This is a genomic window from Occultella gossypii (genome assembly GCF_019947135.1).
In the GTDB taxonomy this organism is placed as follows: Bacteria; Actinomycetota; Actinomycetes; order Actinomycetales; family Beutenbergiaceae; genus Occultella; species Occultella gossypii.
Genome location: NZ_JAGSHT010000002.1, coordinates 223,488 through 243,301 on the forward strand (window position 1 = coordinate 223,488; position 19,814 = coordinate 243,301).

General features: G+C 70.3%; 19 protein-coding genes. 9 read left to right on the forward strand and 10 right to left on the reverse strand.

Going from position 1 to position 19,814, the window contains the following annotated elements:
* Window positions 1-16 precede the first annotated feature (16 nt).
* Both KCQ71_RS02120 and KCQ71_RS02125 read right to left on the reverse strand, forming a co-directional pair.
* Window positions 17-727 (reverse strand): alpha/beta fold hydrolase, encoded by a 711-nt coding sequence (locus KCQ71_RS02120; RefSeq protein WP_223402337.1) that lies wholly within the window; start codon window positions 725-727, stop codon window positions 17-19.
* Window positions 728-786: 59 nt separating this feature from the next.
* A complete protein-coding gene (locus tag KCQ71_RS02125; RefSeq protein ID WP_223402339.1) occupies window positions 787-1,740 on the reverse strand; it encodes an alpha/beta hydrolase in 954 nt (317 codons plus the stop codon).
* Between the two features lie 211 nt (window positions 1,741-1,951).
* Between KCQ71_RS02125 and KCQ71_RS02130 the strand changes: the two genes are divergently transcribed.
* The 6 genes from KCQ71_RS02130 to KCQ71_RS02155 all read left to right on the forward strand — a co-directional run bounded on the left by KCQ71_RS02130 (window position 1,952) and on the right by KCQ71_RS02155 (window position 7,883).
* Window positions 1,952-4,270: an ATP-binding protein gene (locus KCQ71_RS02130; protein WP_223402342.1), complete on the forward strand. Its 2,319-nt coding sequence runs from the start codon at window positions 1,952-1,954 to the stop codon at window positions 4,268-4,270.
* A gap of 79 nt (window positions 4,271-4,349) precedes the next feature.
* Complete coding sequence (locus KCQ71_RS02135) at window positions 4,350-5,207, forward strand: helix-turn-helix domain-containing protein (RefSeq protein ID WP_223402344.1); 858 nt, start codon at window positions 4,350-4,352, stop codon at window positions 5,205-5,207.
* A 75-nt stretch (window positions 5,208-5,282) separates the two neighbouring features.
* Window positions 5,283-5,624, forward strand: coding sequence for a YciI family protein (locus tag KCQ71_RS02140; protein ID WP_223402346.1), 342 nt, complete (start codon window positions 5,283-5,285; stop codon window positions 5,622-5,624).
* Window positions 5,625-5,668: 44 nt separating this feature from the next.
* Window positions 5,669-6,049 (forward strand): VOC family protein, encoded by a 381-nt coding sequence (locus tag KCQ71_RS02145; protein ID WP_223402348.1) that lies wholly within the window; start codon window positions 5,669-5,671, stop codon window positions 6,047-6,049.
* A 68-nt stretch (window positions 6,050-6,117) separates the two neighbouring features.
* Window positions 6,118-6,831: a TetR/AcrR family transcriptional regulator gene (locus KCQ71_RS02150; protein WP_223402350.1), complete on the forward strand. Its 714-nt coding sequence runs from the start codon at window positions 6,118-6,120 to the stop codon at window positions 6,829-6,831.
* Between the two features lie 5 nt (window positions 6,832-6,836).
* On the forward strand, window positions 6,837-7,883 hold the full coding sequence (locus KCQ71_RS02155) for an N-acyl homoserine lactonase family protein (RefSeq protein ID WP_223402352.1): 1,047 nt from the start codon (window positions 6,837-6,839) through the stop codon (window positions 7,881-7,883).
* Here KCQ71_RS02155 and KCQ71_RS02160 read toward each other — a convergent pair.
* Both KCQ71_RS02160 and KCQ71_RS02165 read right to left on the reverse strand, forming a co-directional pair.
* On the reverse strand, window positions 7,870-9,345 hold the full coding sequence (locus KCQ71_RS02160; protein ID WP_223402354.1) for a multicopper oxidase family protein: 1,476 nt from the start codon (window positions 9,343-9,345) through the stop codon (window positions 7,870-7,872). The genes KCQ71_RS02155 and KCQ71_RS02160 overlap by 14 nt on opposite strands.
* Entirely contained in the window at window positions 9,342-9,827 is a 486-nt protein-coding gene (locus tag KCQ71_RS02165; RefSeq protein ID WP_223402356.1) for a hypothetical protein, read from the reverse strand. The genes KCQ71_RS02160 and KCQ71_RS02165 overlap by 4 nt, the downstream gene beginning before the upstream one ends.
* 141 nt (window positions 9,828-9,968) lie before the next feature.
* Between KCQ71_RS02165 and KCQ71_RS02170 the strand changes: the two genes are divergently transcribed.
* The 3 genes from KCQ71_RS02170 (at window position 9,969) to KCQ71_RS02180 (ending at window position 12,982) form a co-directional block, all read left to right on the forward strand.
* On the forward strand, window positions 9,969-11,105 hold the full coding sequence (locus tag KCQ71_RS02170) for a sensor histidine kinase (protein ID WP_223402358.1): 1,137 nt from the start codon (window positions 9,969-9,971) through the stop codon (window positions 11,103-11,105).
* Window positions 11,102-11,767, forward strand: a complete 666-nt coding sequence (locus tag KCQ71_RS02175; protein WP_223402360.1) for a response regulator transcription factor — start codon at window positions 11,102-11,104, stop codon at window positions 11,765-11,767. Before KCQ71_RS02170 ends, KCQ71_RS02175 begins: the two co-directional genes overlap by 4 nt.
* 108 nt (window positions 11,768-11,875) lie before the next feature.
* Window positions 11,876-12,982, forward strand: coding sequence for a LacI family DNA-binding transcriptional regulator (locus KCQ71_RS02180; RefSeq protein ID WP_223402362.1), 1,107 nt, complete (start codon window positions 11,876-11,878; stop codon window positions 12,980-12,982).
* 65 nt (window positions 12,983-13,047) lie between these two features.
* Here the strand turns inward: KCQ71_RS02180 and KCQ71_RS02185 are convergent, their stop codons facing one another.
* Genes KCQ71_RS02185 through KCQ71_RS02210 form a run of 6 tightly spaced genes read right to left on the reverse strand, consistent with a single transcriptional unit; the run spans window position 13,048 to window position 19,788 of the window.
* Window positions 13,048-14,220 carry a glycoside hydrolase family 76 protein gene (locus KCQ71_RS02185; protein ID WP_223402364.1) on the reverse strand — a complete coding sequence of 391 codons (1,173 nt, stop codon included), beginning with the start codon at window positions 14,218-14,220 and terminating at the stop codon, window positions 13,048-13,050.
* 10 nt (window positions 14,221-14,230) lie between these two features.
* Complete coding sequence (locus tag KCQ71_RS02190) at window positions 14,231-15,304, reverse strand: glycoside hydrolase family 76 protein (RefSeq protein WP_223402366.1); 1,074 nt, start codon at window positions 15,302-15,304, stop codon at window positions 14,231-14,233.
* 3 nt (window positions 15,305-15,307) lie between these two features.
* Window positions 15,308-16,579 carry an ABC transporter substrate-binding protein gene (locus KCQ71_RS02195; RefSeq protein WP_223402368.1) on the reverse strand — a complete coding sequence of 424 codons (1,272 nt, stop codon included), beginning with the start codon at window positions 16,577-16,579 and terminating at the stop codon, window positions 15,308-15,310.
* Between the two features lie 31 nt (window positions 16,580-16,610).
* A complete protein-coding gene (locus tag KCQ71_RS02200) occupies window positions 16,611-17,519 on the reverse strand; it encodes a carbohydrate ABC transporter permease (protein WP_223402370.1) in 909 nt (302 codons plus the stop codon).
* Complete coding sequence (locus tag KCQ71_RS02205; RefSeq protein ID WP_223402372.1) at window positions 17,516-18,487, reverse strand: carbohydrate ABC transporter permease; 972 nt, start codon at window positions 18,485-18,487, stop codon at window positions 17,516-17,518. The genes KCQ71_RS02200 and KCQ71_RS02205 overlap by 4 nt, the downstream gene beginning before the upstream one ends.
* Complete coding sequence (locus KCQ71_RS02210; protein ID WP_223402374.1) at window positions 18,484-19,788, reverse strand: glycoside hydrolase family 125 protein; 1,305 nt, start codon at window positions 19,786-19,788, stop codon at window positions 18,484-18,486. Before KCQ71_RS02210 ends, KCQ71_RS02205 begins: the two co-directional genes overlap by 4 nt.
* Window positions 19,789-19,814 lie beyond the last annotated feature (26 nt).

Consider the following 19,814-nt stretch of genomic DNA (forward strand, 5'->3'; position numbering starts at 1 on the left):
CTCAGGTGACACCTGTTCAGGACGTGGCGCGGACCGCGTCCAGGATCACCTGAGCGGTCTCCTCGGGCTGCGAGACCGAGAGTGCGTGGGACGCGGCAGGGATCTCCACGGCCTCGCGGGCCGTGGCACGCTCGGCCTGGAACCGCTGCAGTTCCGCCGGGATGTTGCGATCCTGCTCGCCCCAGATCGACCAGGTCGGCACGGACCGCCACGCAGGCGGGACAGCCAGCGCTTCCTTCAGGGCCGCTTCGGTGACGGGACGCTGCGTCGCCGCCATGGTCGCGGCCAGGTCGGCCGGGACGTCGTGGGCGAACTGCTGGTGGAACTTCTCGCCGTTGATGCGCAGCTCGACGTCGCCACCGGGCACCGGGTAGCCGAGCAGGGCCTCGCCGAGCGTGCTGCCCTCGAACTTGGCGGACAGCTCGAGCGCGGACTCGCCGGTCTCCGGGATGAACGCGCCGACGTAGACGAGGCCGACCACGTTCGGGTTGTCCGCGGCGGCCTGGGTGACCACCATGCCGCCGTAGGAGTGGCCGACGAGCAGCACCGGGCCGCCGATCGCGTCGGCGACCGCGCGTACGTAGGCACCGTCCCGGGCGACCGAGCGGAGCGGGTTCGCGACCGCGACGGTCCGGATGGACTCCTTCTGCAGGCGGGTGACGACACCGTTCCAGCTCGCGGACTCGGCGAACGCGCCGTGGACGAGCAGCACTGTGGGGGTGGACATGGTTCTTCTCCTTCTGGTGGGTACTACGGGGTTGGACGGGTCGGATCGGGTCGGGTCGGTCAGAGTGTGCCGAGGGCCTTGCTCAGCACGTGGATGGCCTGCTCGACGGCGGCCGTGCTGGCCCGGCTGGAACGCACCGGGTTGAGCATCATGAAGTCGTGGATGATCGCGTTGTAGCGGACGCTCGTGGTGGGCACGCCGGCCTGGATGAGGCGGCGGGCGTAGGCCTCTCCCTCGTCCCGGAGCACGTCGTTCTCGTCCACGATGACGAAGGCCGGGGGCAGGCCGGCCAGTTCCTCGAGGGTGGCGCGCAGAGGGGAGGCGGTGATCTCGCCGCGGCGACCGTCGGCGTCGGGGGAGTAGGCGTCCCAGAACCAGGCCATGCCCTTCGCGGTGAGGAACGGACCGTCGGCGAAGTCGCGGTAGCTCTGGGTGTCCTGCGCGGCGTCGGTGACCGGGTAGTACAGGGACTGGTGCACGAAGGTCACGTCACCGCGCTGCTTGGCCAGCAGGGCCAGCGCGGCGGTCATGTTGCCGCCCACGGAGTCGCCCGCGACGGCGAGCCGGGTCGCGTCCAGGCCGTGGCCGGCGCCGTCGGTCGTGATCCAGCGCGCGGTCGCGTAGGCCTGCTCGATGGCGACGGGGTACCTGGCCTCGGGGGAGCGGGTGTACTCAACGAAAACGATCGCGGCGGTCACACCCACGGCGAGCTCGCGGACCAGGCGGTCGTGCGTGCCGGCGTTGCCGAGCACCCAGCCGCCGCCGTGCACGTACAGCACGACCGGCAGCGGGCGGTCCGCACCGACGGGCTTGACGATCCGGACGTCCACGTCGCCCACCTCGGCCGGCACCCGCAGCCACTGCTCGTCGACGTCGGGCTTGTCGATCGGCGTGGCCTGGATGTCGTCGAGGGCCTTGCGGGCGCCGTCGGTTCCGAGCTCGTACAGGAACGGTGGATGTGACGATGCGTCGGCCACCGCCTGCGCCTCGGGTTCCAGGATGATCTCGCTCATTGGTCTGCTCCTTCTCAAATCGGGTGGCAGTCTTCTCGGTTCGGGTGGCAGCGGCGCTGCCTCATCGAGGTTCGCAAGACGGCGCCCGGCGGACCAGGAAGTTCTCCGGCAGGAAATGCGATTCCTCCCCTCACCCGCCGGGTGTCACAGGTGGGCTGTGCGCCCGGTCTGAGTTGGTGTCCGCATCCGCGACCCACCCTGGAGAGCCGCCATGGAGCCCGAACCCCTCGGGACCCTGCTGCGAAGGCTGCGCACCACCGCCGACCTGACCCTCGAGCAACTCGCCGAGCGGTCCGGGGTCAGCGACCGTGCGCTCGGAGACATCGAACGTGGGGCCGCGCTCGGCCCGCACCACCGCACCATGCTCGCGATCGCGAGCGGGCTGCGGTTGCCGGAGCGGGAGCGGGTGGCACTGCTCGCCGCCGCCCGGGCCGGTCGGCGTCGGGGCGGCCCGAGCGGCGCGCCACCACGTCACCCTGACGTTCCGCCCGACGGCGGCACTCACCTGCCGCTGCCGCGCGCGGTTCCCGACTTCGCCGGCCGGGCGGCCGAGCTCGCCACGGTGGCGGCCGCGCTGGGCGGCGATCGGGGTGGCGGACGCGCCGCCGGGACGCGCGGCACCGACGATGACACCCGCCCGGCCGACCGGGCTCCGGCGCCGGTCGTCGTGGTGACCGGCCCACCCGGGTACGGCAAGACCAGCCTCGCGGTCAGGGCGGCCGCGGTGATGCGCGGGAGGTTCCCCGAGCAGGTCTTCCTGGACCTGGGCGCGATGACCCCGGCGATGCTCGAGCCGGGCGAGGTGGTCGCGGAGCTGATGCGCGCCCTGGGCGCCGAGGGCCGGAGCGACCCGGCCCGGTTGAGGGATCTGCTCGCCGGGCGGCGGGTGCTGGTGATCCTCGATGACGCCGGCAGCGAGGCGCAGGTGCGGGCGGCGCTGCCCGGCTCCGGCCCCACCGCCGTGCTCGTGACGAGCCGCCGTGCACTCACCGGCCTCGACGGCGTCCAGCGGGTCCACCTCGATCGGCTCGCCGACGCGGATGCGCAGTCATTGCTGGCCGCGATCCTGCCGGGGTGGCAGGCCTCGGCAGCCGAGCTCGCCCGGCTGGCCCGCCTGTGCGACGGCGTTCCGCTCGCTCTGCGGATCGCCGGGAACCGGCTCGCCAGCCGCCGCGGCTGGACGGTCGCCAAATTCGCGGACCGGCTGGCCGTGCCTGACCGGCGCCTGGACGCGCTGACCGCCGGGGACCTGGCCATCCGGACCGCCGTCGGGCTGTCCTACCGGCAGTTGGGCGAGGCCGCACAGCGGCTGTTCCGGCGGCTGGCCCTCGTGGACGGGCGCACCTTCGGCCCCGGCCTGGCCGCCGCCGTCTCCGGGCTGGACGTCTGGAGTGCCGAGGACCTGCTCGACGAGCTCGTGGAGCTCGGCCTCGTGCAACCTGCTGCCGGCGACCGGTACCTCCTGCACGACCTGCTGCGCCTGTACGCCCACGCGGAGTTCGGCGCACACGAGGCACCGGCCTCCCGGGATCGGGCCCGCGCCGTCACCGACGCCTGGCTCCTGGATACCGTCGTGCGGGCCGGGCGCTGGTTCGAACCCGAGGCACTCGGCGCCGGGTCGACGGACCTGAGCGACCCGGTGCCGCTCGCGTCCGCCGCTGACGCCCGTGCCTGGTTGACGGCGGAAGCGGACAACTGGTTCCCGGCGTTCGTGCGGGCGGGGGAGTCCGGAGCGCATCAGCGCGTCGTCGACGTGGCCGAGTCACTGCACTGGTTCTCCGACCTGTGGCCGTTCTGGGGGCGTTGGCATGAGGTGTTCGAAGCCTCTGCGCGGGCCGCGCAGAGGTTGGGCGACGACCGGCTGCAGGCGGCGCACCTCGGCTACGTCGCCTGGGCACAGCGACGCTGCCGCGGCGACGACGAGGCGGCCATGGCGGCCGCGGCGGCCGGTCTCGAGGCCGCCGAGCGGTCCGGCGACCCCGATCTGACGGCGTGGGCGCACTACTACGTCGCCTGGACCGCACGCGATCATGACCCCGGACTGTCCCTGGCCGGATCGGAGGCGGCCATCGGCCTGTTCCGGGCCGTGCCGGACCGGGAAGGGCTCCCGCAGGCGATCATGTGCCGCGCGATCGCCCTCGCCCGCCTGGGCCGGGCCGCCGAGGCGGTCCGCACCTTGCGCGAGGTGGTGGACCTGGTCAGCGACCCGGCCACGCGGCCCCGCGGACAGATCGCCGAGTTCACCGCCGCGCAGGCGCTCGCCGCGATCGCGCGGGTCTGGTCCGAGCACGCGAACTGGCGGGCCGCCGTCGCAAGCGCGGACTCCGCGATCGACGCGCTGGAGCGGGTGGGGGATCGGCACGGCATCGCACGGATGCACCTGCTCCGGGCCCACGGCCACCGGGCGATGGGCGAACGGCATGCCGCGCTGGCCGCGGCCGAGAGCGCTTCGCGGGACTTCGGGGACACGGGGAACCAGCTGGAACTGCTCGAGGTACGCGAGCTCCTCACGGAGCTCGCGAGCTCCTGAGGCGTGGCGCAGCTCGGACTCACTCGGCGAGCCGGCGGCGGGGACCGCCCGCCCCGGAGCACCTCGGTAGGCTAATGACATGGGTCTCGTCTCCTGGCGAGAAGAGTCCGAGTTGGGTACGTGGACCCACCTCGAGCTCCGACCCGCTGCGCCCACCGTGCCCGCCGCACCGGTCGAGTCCGTGTGGCTGTTCGAGGGGAGCCTCCGGCGCCGCGAGCGCTACTACCCCACGGGCACCCTGGACCTGCTGGTCCAGCTGGACGAAACGTCCCCCACCTTCCGGATCGTCGATGGCCAGTCGGCCGCGACGTGTCCGCCGTCGTGCCTGGCTGGGCTTCTCGTGGCTCCGCTGGTCGTCGAGACCCCCACCGCGACGTCACGCATGATCGGGGTCCGGCTCAGACCTGCCGGCGCCGCCTCGCTGTTCGACGTTCCGTTGCAGGAGCTCACCGGCACGGCGGTGGACCTGCACGATCTGCTCGGCGACGAGGCGGGTCGACTCCTGGCCCGACTCCACGAGCCGGGCACCGACGCCGGACGCCTGCGGATCATGGCGCGCTGGATCGCGGATCGGTTGGGGGACCGCGCCGGTGTCGATCAGGGGGTCGCGTACGCCGTCGCGGCGATGGAGCGCACGGGCGGGAAGGCACGCGTCGCGAACATCGTCGAGCGCGTCGGTAGTTCTCCGAAGCGCTTTGTGAGGACGTTCGAGCGGCAGGTGGGTGTGAAGCCCAAGCTCTTCTCGCGGATCGTGCGGTTCCGCAGCCTCGTGGCCGATCTGCCTCGTGTACACGGGTCATTGAGTCAGGCCGCGATCGCGCACGGCTACTACGACCAGGCGCACATGAACGCGGACTTCCACGAGTTCGCCGGCATGTCCCCCCGTCAGTTCCTTGCTGCGAGCAGGTTCCCGGCGTCGCCGAGTGTGGCCGACTGACCCCTGCCCTTTTTTCCAAGCCTGGAGGCTTCACCTCGACCTACGGTTGTGGCGCCCGGATGAGATGGGGTGGCCATGACGGAGTCCGGCGTGATCGCGACCGTGAGCTACTTCCTCGTCCTGCTGCGCCGTGCGCCGGATGCGGCGGCGGCCGAGCCGCCATGGGAGGAGCACATCGCGTTCATCGACACGATGGTCTCGCACGGCGTGGTGCTCCTCGGCGGTGACCTCGATCCGCCGGTAGCGGGTGCTGAGGCGGCCTACCTGCTGCACACGTCGACGCGTGCGGAGGCGCAGGCCTGGGCCGGCAGGGACCCCCTGGTCCGTCAGGGCTCGTACGGTCCGGACGTCGTCGAGTGGCGGCTCGTCGGTATCGCACTCAACGCCATCCACCCCGCCCTGCTGATGCCGACGTGACCCCGGCTCCGACCGCGACATGAACACCGAGAGGACCGATGGAGATGACCGAATCAATTCTGACGAGCGTGATCAGTGTGCTGCCCGTCACCGATCACGCAGGCGCCACCGCCTGGTACGGGAGATGGATCGGGCGAGGGCCGGACGCAGAGCCGATGGAAGGCGTCGCCGAGTGGCGGCTGGCCGAGAACGCCTGGATCCAGGTGTCTGTCGAACCCGAGTCCGCCGGGCGGACCACGGTCGTGATCGGCGTCACGGACATCGACGTCCAGCGGGCTGGATGTGAAGCCGTCGGCGTCCCCTGGGGTGAGATCACCGACTACGGCTTCGTCAGGACCGCGGAGGCGACCGATCCGGCCGGGAACACGGTCGTGTTCGTGCAGGAGGTCGCCGAGGCTCGCGACGACGGGACGGCAACCTCCTGAACCACGGGCCTTGCGTTGAACCTGTCCATTCCCAATAATAGACCGACGGTCGGTTTATTGGAGGACAGATGGCACGCACGCTCGACCCGGACGCGTATCACCGCAAGCGCGAGGCGATCCTCGACGTGCTCGAGGAACTGATCGTGAGCAAGGGCTACGACCAGGTCACGATCGCGGACATCCTGGCCGCCGCCGGCATCTCCAAGGGCGCGTTCTACCACTACTTCCAGGCGAAGGCGGACGTGCTCTCGGCGCTGCTCGAGCGCCGTCTCGGAGCCTGGGAGGCCGTCCTGGAACCGATCGTGGCCACCGAGGCGCCCGCACTGGCTCGCCTGCGCGCCCTTCTGACGACGCTCTCCGGCGCGAAGACGGCGGATCGGGCCTTCCTGGTCGAGGCGGCCGCCCCGGTCTTCGCCGACGGGAACGCGGTCGTAGCGGTGCGCCTGCGCCAGGACGCCGCGACTCGCATCGCACCGCTGATCGCGCGGCTGCTCGAGGACGCCGGACGCGAGGGCACGATGGTGCAGGACGATCCGGTCACCCTCGCCGACATCGTGATCACCCTGGTCCAGGACCTCGCCGACCGGGCCGGCCGCTCGATCCTGGCCATCGCGCAGGGGAGCGGCGGGCCGGCGCACCTGCACCGCATCGTCAGCGCGCACGTCGGGGCACTGCATCGCGTGCTCGGGCTCGAGCCCGGGACGCTCGACTTCATCACCAGGCAGGACATCGACGCGTGGGCGGACTCGGCATCGAGCAGGCTCGCGCAGGAGAGGAAGTGACGGATATGACCGCGGTACACGTGCTCCGCCTCGGAGCGACGAAGGTTCCCTACGGGCAGTTCTACGGGGGCACCGACGGCGAGTGGCTCGGCATGCGCGCCGTCGCGAGCTTCCTGCGCGACAAGTCGCACTACATCCGCGTCCCCATCTTCGCGTTCCTGGTCGAGCATCCCGACCATGGCCGGATCCTCATCGACACCGGGATCAACGCCGACCAGGCCCACCGTCATCGCGAGTACTACGACGGGCCGCTGCTGCGCGCCGCCTTCGACGAGGACGAGTACGAACTCGACCAGGGCGAGGAACTCGTCAACCGGCTCGCGGACCTGAACCTGACGCCGGCCGACATCGATATGGTGATCCTGACGCACCTGCACGAGGACCACCTCGGCGGGGTCCGGGACCTCCTCGGATCCCGGATGGTCGTCTCCAGGGAACACTGGCGCGCACGCAACCTCGGGATCTTCCCGTTCCGCAGGACCCCGTCCCTGAAGGGTCTCGCCATCGATCCCGAGCTGGTCGACTTCGACTCGGGGCCGTACGGACCGTTCGCGGCCAGCCAGGACCTGTTCGGCGACGGTTCCGTGGTCCTGCTCCCCACGCCCGGCCATGCCCCCGGGCACCTCGGCGTCCTCGTGACCGGTGCGGGCTGGCGGCTGCTCTGCGTCGGCGACACCCTCTACACGGTCCGGCACCTCGCGAGCGACCAGCTGCGGCCGATCATGCTGGGCAAGCGGTCGCAGCGCCTCCAGCTGGAATCCATCGGTCGCATCCGCGAACTCGAGCGTGCGATGCCCGACCTCGTGCTCGCGCCGGGCCATGACCACACCGAGTACGGGACGCTCCTCGAGCGCACGTTCCGGGGCGTTCCCGACGCAGCAGACCTCGCCGACCTCCGCGCCTTCATGGCGAGCACGTTCGACGATCGTGGCGACCTCGCCGAGCCGAGCCTGCCCCGGTTCGTCGAGGAGCTCGGGTCGGTGATCGGGGACGTCGCGTTCGTCGACCGGCGCACCGGCCCGTCCGCCGCGACGCGCGCTACACCACGCTGAAGTTGACCATCATCATCATGTCCTCGTGCTCGAGGTTGTGACAGTGGAGGACGTACCGGCCGGCGTAACCCTCGATCGGAACCAGCACCTGCGCCGAGCCGCCGGGCCGGAGGTCGATGGTGTCCTTCCAGGCGAGTCCCGCACCGCCGGGCGCCTCCACCTGGAACCCGACCAGGTGCGCGTGGACGGGGTGATGCACGTCGCTGCTCAGCCGCCACCGCTCCAACGTCCCGAGCTCGGCGGTGAACAGGTCGCCGTCACGGAACGTCACCCCGTTCACATTCCAATCCGTACCGCCGTGATGTCCGCCCCCGTGGGCACCGAGCCCGAAGTGCAGGTCGCGGGTCACGTCGACTGCCGTCTCGTCCAGCTCCTCGATCAGCGACAACTCGTCCGGCACCCGCGTGTCGTCCGAGGCCACCTTCCGCGCCACTTGGAACCGCATCACCTGACCCGGCCCGCCGTCGTCGAGCCCGTTCGTCATCGTCACGCCGGTACCCACGGGCACGCTCGAGAAGTCGATCACCACGTCGGCCCGCTCGGCGGCGGCCATCGCGATCGCGTCGCGCGCGACCGGCCGCTCGAGCAGCCCGCCGTCGGTGCCCACCTGGGTGAACCGCACGCCATGGTCCAGGCGCAGGTCGAAACGCCGGGCGTTCGAGGCGTTCAGGATCCGGAACCGATACCGCGCGGCATCAACCTCCAGCACCGGCCACGGTGCACCGTTGACCAGCACACAGTCACCCAGCACGCCGCCGTGATACCTCATCGTCACGCCCGGCCGCGTCCGTGCGGGATCGGCGAGCGGGTAGGCGAACGCACCATCGCCGTCGAACGAGCGGTCCACGATCACGAGCGGCACATCCCGGTCACCGCTCGGTAGACCTAGCGCCTCCTCCTCATCGGAACCGATGATCGCCATCCCGGCCAACCCCGCGTAGACGTTCGGGCCCGTGAAGTCCATCGCGTGGTCGTGATACCAGAGCGGCGCCGCGCGCTGGCGCAGGGGGTAGGAATACGTCCGCTCGGCCCTCGGTGTCACGAAGTCCGTCGGATACCCGTCATGCTCGGCGGGCGTGCGCCCACCGTGAAGGTGCAGCACCGTATCGATCGCGGTGTCGTTGCGAAGCTGCAGCCGCAGCCCTTCGCCGGACCGGGCTCGGATCGTCGGGCCCGGGAACACGCCGTCGTACCCGAGGATCTCGGTGGTCCGGCCAGGCAGGATCTCGACGGCGGCACGCCGGGCGGTCAGCTCGATCGTCCCGTTCGTCGGGGTCAGGTTCGGCGGGACCGGGAGCGGTATCCGGTAGGGCTCGGGCAGCGGCACCCGGCTGGCCAACAGCGCCCCCTGCGACCCGGTCCCGCTGCCCGCGGTGAACCAGTTGCCACCGCACCCGGCGAGCACCGCGGTGGCGGCCACGCCCCCTGCCAACCCGAGGAACGCTCGACGCGACGCAGTCATCGGACCCGAGCTCCGCCGTCGACCATCGGCCGGGGTCGCCGCGCCCGGTACGAGCGCCGAGCCCGCCCCGGCCACCACGCCCAGATCGCGAGTGCCAGACCGGTCGCGACCAGACCGACGCCGAGCGTCAGGTGCACCGCGAGATGGCGGGAGTAGCCCATGCCGAGCTGGACCGGGAACCCGAACGAGCACACGCACGCCAACGCGATCGGCCAGGCCGGCAGCCGCCCGGGCCGCCACGCCAGCACAGCCGCGAGGACCACCAGCCATGCCAGCGCCGTCAGAGCGAGGCCGTTGCTGCCGTGGGTCGAGAGGGCGGGGTAGTCGCCGTCGAGGAACCGGCCGGCGAAGACCGGCTGCGCGAGGAGCATGATCGCCTGGATCCCGGTGAGGATCCGCAGGATCCATAGGGCCGTCGTGGTGGCGTCGGAGACCGTTGCCCGTGGGGGAGCCGGGGCCGGGGTGGGCGGGTACGTCGTCATGGCATCGACGCTAAGGACGGAGCAGTGGCAGCGCATCGGACCCCGGTAGGCATCTGCGTGCCGCCCCTGGGTGACACCGAGCGAGCGAGATGTCGTCTCTGAACGACTGTCCCGGGCGAGGGCCTTGCCTACCCTTGACGGATGACCCGCGTGCGCCGGTCCCTCGACGGTGTGATCGCAGCCCTGGTGCTGGGGGTGCTGATCCTTGCGATCGTCGCGCGCCAACCCGGTGCCGACGACCGGCCACTCGACCTGCTCGGTTTCGGCCTGCTCGTGGTGATCGCGGTCGCGACTTTCTACCGGCAGCAGTGGCCCGTGGCCGTGCTGGCGGTCTGCACGACCGCGTTCTTCGGCTACTACGCATCGGGTTACCAGACGGTGGGTTTCGAGCTGCCGCTGGTGGTCCCGATCTACACGGTCGCCTGCGCCGGCAGGTGGAGACTCGCCGCCCTCTGGGCCGCGGTGGTCACGTTCGTCGCGTACGGCTCACGGGTGCAGCTCGGCCAGGACACGTTGCGGCTCGTCGCGCTCGAGTTGCCCACCACGGTGGCGGTGTTCTGCGGTGCGATCGCGCTCGGTGATGCGGTGCGCAGCCGTCGCGAGCTCCGCGCGGAGCAGCATCGCACGGTCGCCGCGGTGCGGCGCGAGGCCGAGCAGAGCTCGGCGCAGCGGCTCGCGGACGAGCGGGTGCTACTGGCGCGTGACCTGCACGACGTCCTCGGCCACACCGTGTCGGTGGTGTCACTGCACGCCTCGGTCGCGGAGGAGGCGCTGCTCGCGGGCGACCCCGAGGAGGCGCTGGAGGCGACCCGCGCCATCCAGGAGGCGAGCGGCGCCGCGATGCGCGACCTCCGCGGCACCGTGCAGGTCCTTCGCGGAGACACCGCAGCGTCGCTCGAGCCCGTTCGCGGGCTCCGCGCGATCGGCGACGTGGTGGACCGGGCTCGCACGGCTGGACTCGAGGTCACCCAGAGTATCGAGGTGGACCCCGCGGCCGTGACGTCCGCAGCGGGCCTGACGGCGTACCGCGTGGTCCAGGAAGGGCTCACCAATGCGCTTCGGCACGCGCGCGCGGACCACGCGTGGGTTCGGGTCTGTGCCGAGCCCGGCGCGCTGGTGGTCCGTGTGGACGACGACGGTCGCGGTCCCGGCACCAGCAACGAAGGCAACGGCCTGCGTGGCATGGCCGAGCGTGTGCACCTCCTCGGCGGCTCCGTGCGCACCGGCCGGCGTGCCGAGGGGCCCGGCTTCAGCGTGTGCGCGAGGATCCCCACATGATCAGGCTGCTCGTCGCGGATGACCAGGACCTGATCCGTGCCGGTCTGCGAGCTCTGCTCGCCCGCACCGAGGACATCGAGGTGGTGGGCGACGTGCCCGACGGCCTGGCCGCCGTCGAGCAGGCCCGCGTACTCGTGCCCGACGTGGTGCTCATGGACATCAGGATGCCTGGCATCGACGGCATCGAGGCGACCCGCCGCATCGTGGCGGACCCGGCGCTCGGCGCTGTACGTGTGCTCGTCCTGACGACCTTCGACACCGACGCGCACGTCTTCGACGCCCTCCGCGCAGGCGCCGCGGGCTTCCTCATGAAGGACGCACGTCCCGAGGAACTGCGTGCCGCCGTGCGCACCGTGGCCGACGGCGGTGCGCTGCTGGCTCCCGCGGTGACGCGCCGGGTGGTCGCGGCTGCCGTCGCGGGCGGGTCGACTCCCGATCCGGATGACCACCCGGCCTCGTCGACCCTGACCGAGCGTGAGCGCGAAGTGCTCACACTGATCGGGAAGGGGCTCGACAACGCCCATATCGCCGACCGGCTCGTGATCAGCCCCGCGACCGCGCGCACGTACGTGTCCCGGCTGCTCGCGAAGACGCACGCCCGCGACCGTGCCCAGCTGGTAGTGCTGGCGTACGAGTCGGGGCTGGTTCGCCCGGGCGGCTGACCCGGTGCCGGCTGAACATCCCGTGAACCGCCACCGCGCGCTGGTGCGCACGATTCGGGTTCTGCTGCGCTAGGCTCTGGGCATATTCATTCATCCCAAAGGATAACGATGAACGACGCGCTGTACGCCCGGGTCTTCTCCACCTTGAAGGAGCGGATCGAATCGGGCTCGATCGCGGTGGGGGAGCGCCTGCCCACCCAGAGCCAGCTCGCGGAAGAGTTCGGTGTCTCGACGATCACGATCAAGCACGCCCTCGACATGCTCGACCGGGCCGGGTACATCAAGCGGCGACCCCGCCTCGGCTCCGAGGTGATCTCGCGAACGGCCGGCCTGGGAGCCGCCCGTTCGACGAGCACGCTGCCCACCATCGGTTGCGTCCTGACCAGCTTCGACGACAGCTTCGGCACCCGGGTGCTCTGGGGCATCCTCGATGCCAGCCTGGGCCGGGCCAACGTGGTGCTCGGCCGCACCGAGGGTTTCCACGACCGGGAGCAGGGACTCCTGGCCCAGTACCGCGACCTCGGTGTGGACGGGCTGATCCTGCAACCCGGGTCCTCGGAGTGGATCGCGCCGGCGATCCTCGACCTGGTCTCGACCCAACTCCCGCTCGTGATCTTCGACCGTAATCTCGACGGGCTCCCGGTCTCGACCGTGTGTTCGGACAACGTGGCTTCCGGCCGGGCTGCGGCGGAGCACCTGTTCGGGCTCGGGCACCGCAACATCGGCCTGGTCACGTCATCCGGGACCGTGTCCACCCTCGACGACCGGCACCGTGGATTCGTCTACGCGCACGCCGAGCACGGCCTCGCATTCACGTCGGCCCACGAGTACCGGAAGGTGTCCTCGGTGGTGCCCGACCACGAGGTGAGCGTCGCCGACGACCTCGCCAGCCTCAAGGAGTTCCTGACCACGAACTCCCACCTCACCGGATTCGTGGCCTCGGAGCACGCCGTCGGGCTGCTCCTGGTCCGGGCGTTGCACGAGCTCGGGCTCGAAGTGCCCAGCGACGTCTCGGTCGTCTCGTTCGATGCGCCGCAGCACGTGTTCGACGACGAGGTCCGGCGGTTCACACACATCGACCAGCATGAGCACGCGCTCGGACGGGCGACCCTTGAGTCGGTCCTGGCCCAACTGAGCGAGCGTGGCCGGGTCGCCAAGCAGGTGCTGCCCACCGAGCTCGTGGTCGGCGAGACCAGCGCGCCACCTCGCCGCTGAGCGGGGCCCCAGCAACGGCCCGAGCGGGAGGGCGCGAACGCCGCGCCCGGCAGGTCCTAAAAAGGTCAGGTCCGGTACTGCGCCGCCGCGACCTCGGTCGCCATCACCGCCGTGAGCTGGGTGGACAGGTCGGTGCGCGCCGGGGCGGGCGCGGACCAGTCGTCCCCGGCCACGAGCGTGCCGTCACCGCGGTACTGGTTCTCGAACAGGGCGTCCGTGCTGGTCACGATGAATTCAGTGAGCGCGGTGTGCTCGGCCTCGGCGAGGAATTGACCGGCGTACCGGTAGAAGATCCCCGCGAACAGGCCGGCGTCGCCACCGTCGCCGTCTGGGGTGAAGACCGGTCCGTCCGTCAGTTCGGCCAGACTCACGTCGATCGTCATGGCGGCCCGGTCCAGCCACGCCGGGTCGCCGCCGGTCCGGAACTCCTCGACGCAGGCCCCCACGTACAGGCCCTGGTTGTAGGTGAACCGCCAGTCGGTGTCGATGGCGCCGTCCCGGTTGCGGTTGATGCCGTCCTGGACGAAGCCGTCCGGCTCGACCAGGGTGTCCTCCCACCACTGCAGCGACGCCCGGGCCCGGTCGAGGAACCGGGCCTCGCCCGTGGTCCGGTGCAGCCGGTGGCCGGCGATCACGAACGGGCCGTTCGCGGGCGTGTTCTTGTAGTGGTACTGCCCCCTCTGCCAGACGATCCCGCCGCCCTGGGTGCTCCAGCCGAGATCCCAGATGTGGTCGTGCAGGGCGATCGCGTCCTCGAGTGCACTGTCGTCGCCGGCAGCGTCGGCGAGCCGCAACAGGGCCAGCGCGAACCAGCCCATGTCGTCGAAGAAGTCGTTGAACAGGTCGTCGCCGTTGCGCAGGGTCAGGTTCTCCCGCAGTTCCTGCGCACGGTCCAGATCGACGGCAGCCGCGGTGCGCTCCCAGGCGTCCACGGCCGCGTCGATGGCGTGGGCGTTCCACCAGTAGTGGAACGGCGCGTCCGCCGCCGGGTCCACCGGGTGGGCGTAGTGCAGCAGCTGCGGCGACGGCGCACCGAAGTGCTCGGCGAGGCTCGCCTGGGCCACCGCGGCCCGCAAGGCCGCCGCACGCTGCGGGTCGGCTGGCGGGATCGCGGCGACCACCTTGGGCGGCGGGCTCTGAGCCGGCCCACAGGCGGCCAGCAGAGTGGCGCCCAACGCGCCGGCACCGCCCAGTGCCAACGCCCGACGGCGGGTGAGCGCCGGTCGGGTCGCTGGCACCGGGCGGAACTCAGGCCGGTGTCCGCGCGAGCTCACGAGCCTCGATCCGGGCACGTGTCTCGGTCGCCATGACGGCCGAGAGCTGCGTTGACATGGACGTCGGCTCCGTCGCAGGCGACCGCCAGTCGTCGCCCGCCCAGAGCACGCCGTCGGCATCGTCGGCAGCCTCGACACTGTTCACGTCCCAGAGCCGGTCCGTCCCGGACCGCACGAACGCGACCAGGTCCGGCGACGGGCGCAGGTCCAGGAGCAGATCCAGGTACCGGTAGAAGATGCCCTTGAAGAGTCCCACGTCACCGCCACCCGTCTCCGGGAACACGCCGTCCGTGGCGAGGAGCTCCACGGCCCGACGCGCGCTGAGCTGCGCCCGGTCCAACCAGGCCGGGTCGCCGTCGTGCGCGAACAGCTCGACGCAGGCACCGATGTACAGGCCGTAGTTGTAGGTGTAACGCCAGTCCGTGTCGACATGGGCGTCATCCTCACGGTTCACGCCGTCCTCCACGGTGCCGTCCGCGCGGACCAGGTGCTCGGTGAGCCAGTCCATCGTCCGCCGGGCCCAGGTCAGGTACGGCTCGCCGGAACCGTCACTGCCGAACCTGGACGCCAGCCTGGCGCCGAGGATGATGAACGGCCCGTTCGCCGGCGTGTTCTTGTAGTACGTCTGCGACTTGCGCCAGGCGATCCCGCCGCCCATCACCTCGTTCCAGCCGCCGTCGAGGCAGTGCTGCCAGATCACCCGCGCCGGCTCGAGGTACTCCTCGTGGCCCGGAGCGCGGGACAGTCGCTCCAGGGCGAGGGCGAGCCAGAGCATGTCGTCGAAGTAGTCGTTGAACAGGCTGCCGGAGTTGCGGGCGACGATGTTCTCGAAGATCTCGACGGCGGTGCGCAGGTGGGCCGGATCGTCGGTACGTTCCCAGCCGTCGATCGCGACGTCCATCGCGTGTGCGAGCCACCAGTAGTTGAACGTGGCGTTCTCATCGACGGGATGGGCGTTGTTCAACAGCTGCGGCACGGGAGCGCCGTAGAGCACCGCGAGGCTGCGGTGGGCGAGGTCCGCTCGGTCGGACCAGTCGGTGTGCGTCATCGATCAGGCGTTCTCGGCCAGGATCCGGTTGAAGGACTCCTCGGCGTTGTCGAGGGCCTCCTGGGCGCTGATCTCGCCGGCCATGAAGCGCTGGAGCTCGGGGATGAGCCCCTGCCCCTCGGCATCGGAGTAGCCCGGGATCGTGGGCCGTGCGGTCGCGAACTCCATCGTCTCCAGCAGCGCGGAGTAGGCCTCGTTCTCCGTGAAGAACGGGTCCTCGGCCGCCTCGAGGTTGGCGGGCATGTTGCCGCTCAGCTCGGCGAAGGCCACACCGTTCTCGGGCTGCGTGGTCCACCACTTGATGAACTCCCAGGCACCCTCGACGTTCGGGGCGCCCTCGGGGATGATCATGCCGAAGCCGCCGAGGCCGGAGGCCTGGTCGCCGTTCGGGCCCGCGGGCGCAGCGACGATCCCGTAGTTGAGGTCCTCGATCGCGTCATACGTCGCGAGGGTCCATGGACCGTTGTAGGCCATCGCCACGGTGCCCTCGGCGAACCCGTCGGTGCCCTCCGCGAAGCCGAGGTCGTACACGCCGCGGTTGTTCATCAGGTCGTCCCACTCCTCGAGGACGGCGAGGCCCTCCGGGGTGTTGAAGGCCGCCTGGCCGTCGTCGGAGACCATCTGGCCGCCGGCCTGTCCGAGCCACATGCTGAACAGGCCGACGTCGGAGAGCGCGAAGCCGGACCGGGTCAGGGTGCCACCCTCGCGCACGGTCAGTGCCTCGGCCGCGTCGGCGAGCTCGGCCCAGTTCGTGGGCGGTTCCAGGCCGGCCTCGGTGAGCAGGTCCACGTTGTAGAACAGCGACCGGTTGTCGACCGTGAGCGGGATCCCGTAGACGGTGCCGTCGTAGGTGAGCTCGTTCAGGGCGGCCTCGTAGAACATGGAGGTGTCCACGGAGTCGGAGGCGATGAGGTCCTCGAGCGACATCAGCGCACCCTTGCTCGCGTAGACGCTGGTCGCGAACCGGTCCCAGAGCACCACGTCCGGCACGCCGCCGCCGGCGATCGCCGTGAGGAGCTTGGCCTCGACCTCCTCCTGCGGCTGGTACGTGACGACGTATTCGTCCTGGCTGGCGTTGAACGCCTCGACCTGGGTCTCGATCTGTGTGGCCTGCTCGCCGGTCCAGTTGCCCCAGAAGGTGACCTCCTGACCGCCGTCGCCACCGTCGTCGCCGGAGGCTTCGCCGCCCGAGGAACAGGCGGCCAGGGCCAGCGCACCGACAGCGAGTCCCGCTGAGATCTTCATGAATGTTGAGGTTCGTGTCTTCGTCGACATGACGAACTGTCTCCTTTGTTGGGTGGGGGAGTTACTTGGAACCGACGTGCGCGACGCCCTCGATGATGTAGCGCTGGGCGAGCACGAAGATGAGGAGGACCGGCAGGCTCACGATGACCGTTCCGGCCATCAGTGGCCCGTAGTCCGTGGTGTGTTCGGTCTTGAAGGCGGCCAGGCCCACCTGGACGGTCAGCATGTCGCGGTCGCTGAGCACGATGAGCGGCCACATGAAGCTGTTCCAGCCGGCCTGGAAGGTGAGGATGCCGAGTACCGCGGCGCCGGCCTTGGCCAGCGGCATGTAGATCTGGGCGAAGATCCGGAACTCGGAGGCGCCGTCGATCCGGGCCGCCTCGGCAAGCTCCTCCGGCATGGAGGCGAAGAACTGGCGCATGAAGAACACGGCGAACGCACCTGCGGCGCCGGGCAGGATGATCGCCCAGTACGAGTTGATGAAGCCCATCCCGCCCTGGCCGAAGAGGTCGTTGCCACCGGCGAACGGGAACCGGCGCAGCACCAGGAACGTCGGCACCATGGTGACGATCCCGGGGATCATCAACGAGGACAGCAGGGTGCCGAACAGGACCCGCTTGCCGCGGAACCGCAGCCGGGCGAACGCGTACCCGGCGAGGGAGCCGAAGAAGATGTTCAGCACCACGCCGGCCACGGCCAGGAACGTGGAGTTGAAGAAGTACCGCCCGAACGGCACCGACGTCCACGCCTTCACGTAGTTCTCGAGGGTGGGCTGGTCCGGCCAGATCTGCAGGGAGGAGGACAGGATCTCGCCCTCGGGCTTCAGGGAGGTGACGATCGTCCAGATCAGCGGGAACACCGTGGTGATCGAGACTGCGATGACCGCGATGTACCAGGCGGTGGTGCCGATCTTCTGGCGTGGTGTGCTCGCACGCTTCAGGCGCAGGACGTAGGGATCGGCGGTGGTCATGACTGGCTCCTGGACGTGAGCTTGAAGTTGATCAGCGAGAACACGGCGATGATCAGGAACAGGACGAAGGACAGAGCCGAGGCGTAGCCCATCTTCAGGCCGCCGAATCCCTGGTTGTAGATGTAGTAGACGACCGTCAGCGTGGAGTTGCCGGGCCCGCCCTTCGTGAGCAGATAGGCCTGGTCGAACACCTGGAACGCCCCGATGATCAGCAGCGTCGAGATCAGGAACGTGGTGCGGGACAGCCCGGGGATCGTGATGTACCGGAATGTCTGCCAGGCGTTCGCGCCGTCGATCCGGACCGCCTCGTACAGCTCGCGGGCGATGCCCTGCAGGCCGCCGAGGTAGATCAGCATGTTCGTGCCGAACCCGGACCAGACGGACATCAGCACGATCGCCGTCATCGCCCATTTGGAGTCGTAGAGCCAGGCCGGCCCGTTGATCCCGAACCAGCCGAGGACGATGTTGAACAGGCCCGACTGCGGGTTCAGCAGCCAGTACCAGATCGTCGCGGTCGCCACCGTGGACGCGACCACCGGGATGTAGAAGAACGTCCGGAACAGCTTGACGGCTCGGCTGTTCCGGTTCAGCAGCAGCGCCGTGCCGAGCGAGACGGCCACGCCCAGAGGGACGAACATGAGGGTGTAGATCGCGGTGTTGCGCAGCGCGAGCAGGAAGATCGGGTCGCCCGCGATGCGCCGGTAGTTCTCCAGCCCGACCCACGCGGCGTCCCCGATGACGGCGTAGTCGGTGAAGCTCAGCACGACCGCCATCACCACGGGGATGATCACGAACGTCAGGAACAGGAGCATCGGCACCAGGACGAAGATCCAGCCCCAGATCTCCTGGGGCTGCGGTTTGCGGAACGGGCGCGAGTGCCGGTCCCGGCGCCGCGCCGGAGTCTTGGCGCTGGCGGTTGCCACGTCCATCGCATCGGCGCTGACGGCGGTGGGTTGGATGGTTGTCATGAGGTGGGCACCTGCTCTTCATCGAGGGTGGATTGCACACTGGTGCCGCACACGTCCAGCACCAGTTCACAGAACATCGAGTCGGCCCAGGAGAACCACTCGCGGGTGAAGGTCGCCGGATCGTCGACGTGGAAGGACTCGTGCATGCGGAACGTGTCGGCATGGGTCCGGGCGAGCAGGTCGAGGATCTGCCGCTTCTCGGTGGCGTCGGCGGTGGTGAGGCCCTGGACGGCGAGGGCGATCGGCCAGACGTGGCGGGGCGGGGTGTGCGGGCTGCCGAGCCCGACGGCGTGGGTGCCCCTCGTGTAGGTCGGGTTGTCGGGGGAGAGGACGAAAGCGCGGGTGTTGCGGTAGATCTCGTCGTCGATGGCGTCGCCTCCGGTGAGGGGCAGCGAGAGCAGGCTCGGCATGTTCGCGTCGTCCATGAGTACCGCGCCGCCGAGTCCGTCGACCTCGTAGGCGTAGATCCGTCCGTGGACCGGATGGGTGACGATGCCCCAGGCGCGCACGCCCGCGTCGAGCCCGGCGGCCAGGTCCCGGGCCCGTTCCGCGAGGCCCGGATCGTCCAGGACCGCCGTGGCCAGCTCCACGAGGTTGCCGAGGACGTGGATCGCGAACAGGTTGCCCGGCACGTTGTAGTGCAGGACGCACGCGTCATCGCTCGGGCGGAACGCGCTCCAGGTCATTCCGGTCCGCCCGACCGGGGAGCCCTTGCCGCCATCGGTGAGGGTGTCCGTCGGCGGGCCGTCGTGGCGCTGGAACCGGTACGGCGAGCGCGCGGCGTGGTCCTGCTCCACCTGCCAGGTGGTGATGATCAGGTCGGCCGCGCGGACGAACTCCGCGTCCAGGTGGTCGGTGCGCCCGGTGACCCGCCAGACCTGGTGGGCGAGCTGCAGCGGAAAGCACAACGAGTCGACCTCGTACTTGCGCTCCCACACGGCCGGGTGCATCTCGGTCTCGTCGCCGGCGTGCCCCGCGCCGTCGGGCCGGGCGTTGAAGGCGTTCGCGTACGGGTCGAGCAGGATTGCCTGGACCTGGCGCCGGACGAGGGACACGAGCAGGTCTGCGAGGCCCGGGTCGTCGGCGGCGAGCGGCAGGTACGGGCGTACCTGTGCGGCGGAGTCGCGCAGCCACATCGCCGGGATGTCACCGGTGAGGACGAACACCTCCTCGCCGTCCGGATGGACGAACGCATCGCGCAGGGTCCGGGACATTGCTTCTCGGAAGATCCGGGTGATCGCGTCCGAGCCGATGATCTCCTGGACCCGTGCGGTGGCCTCGGTCAGGGCAGCGTGAGCCACAGTGCTCCTCTAGATATATTCAACAT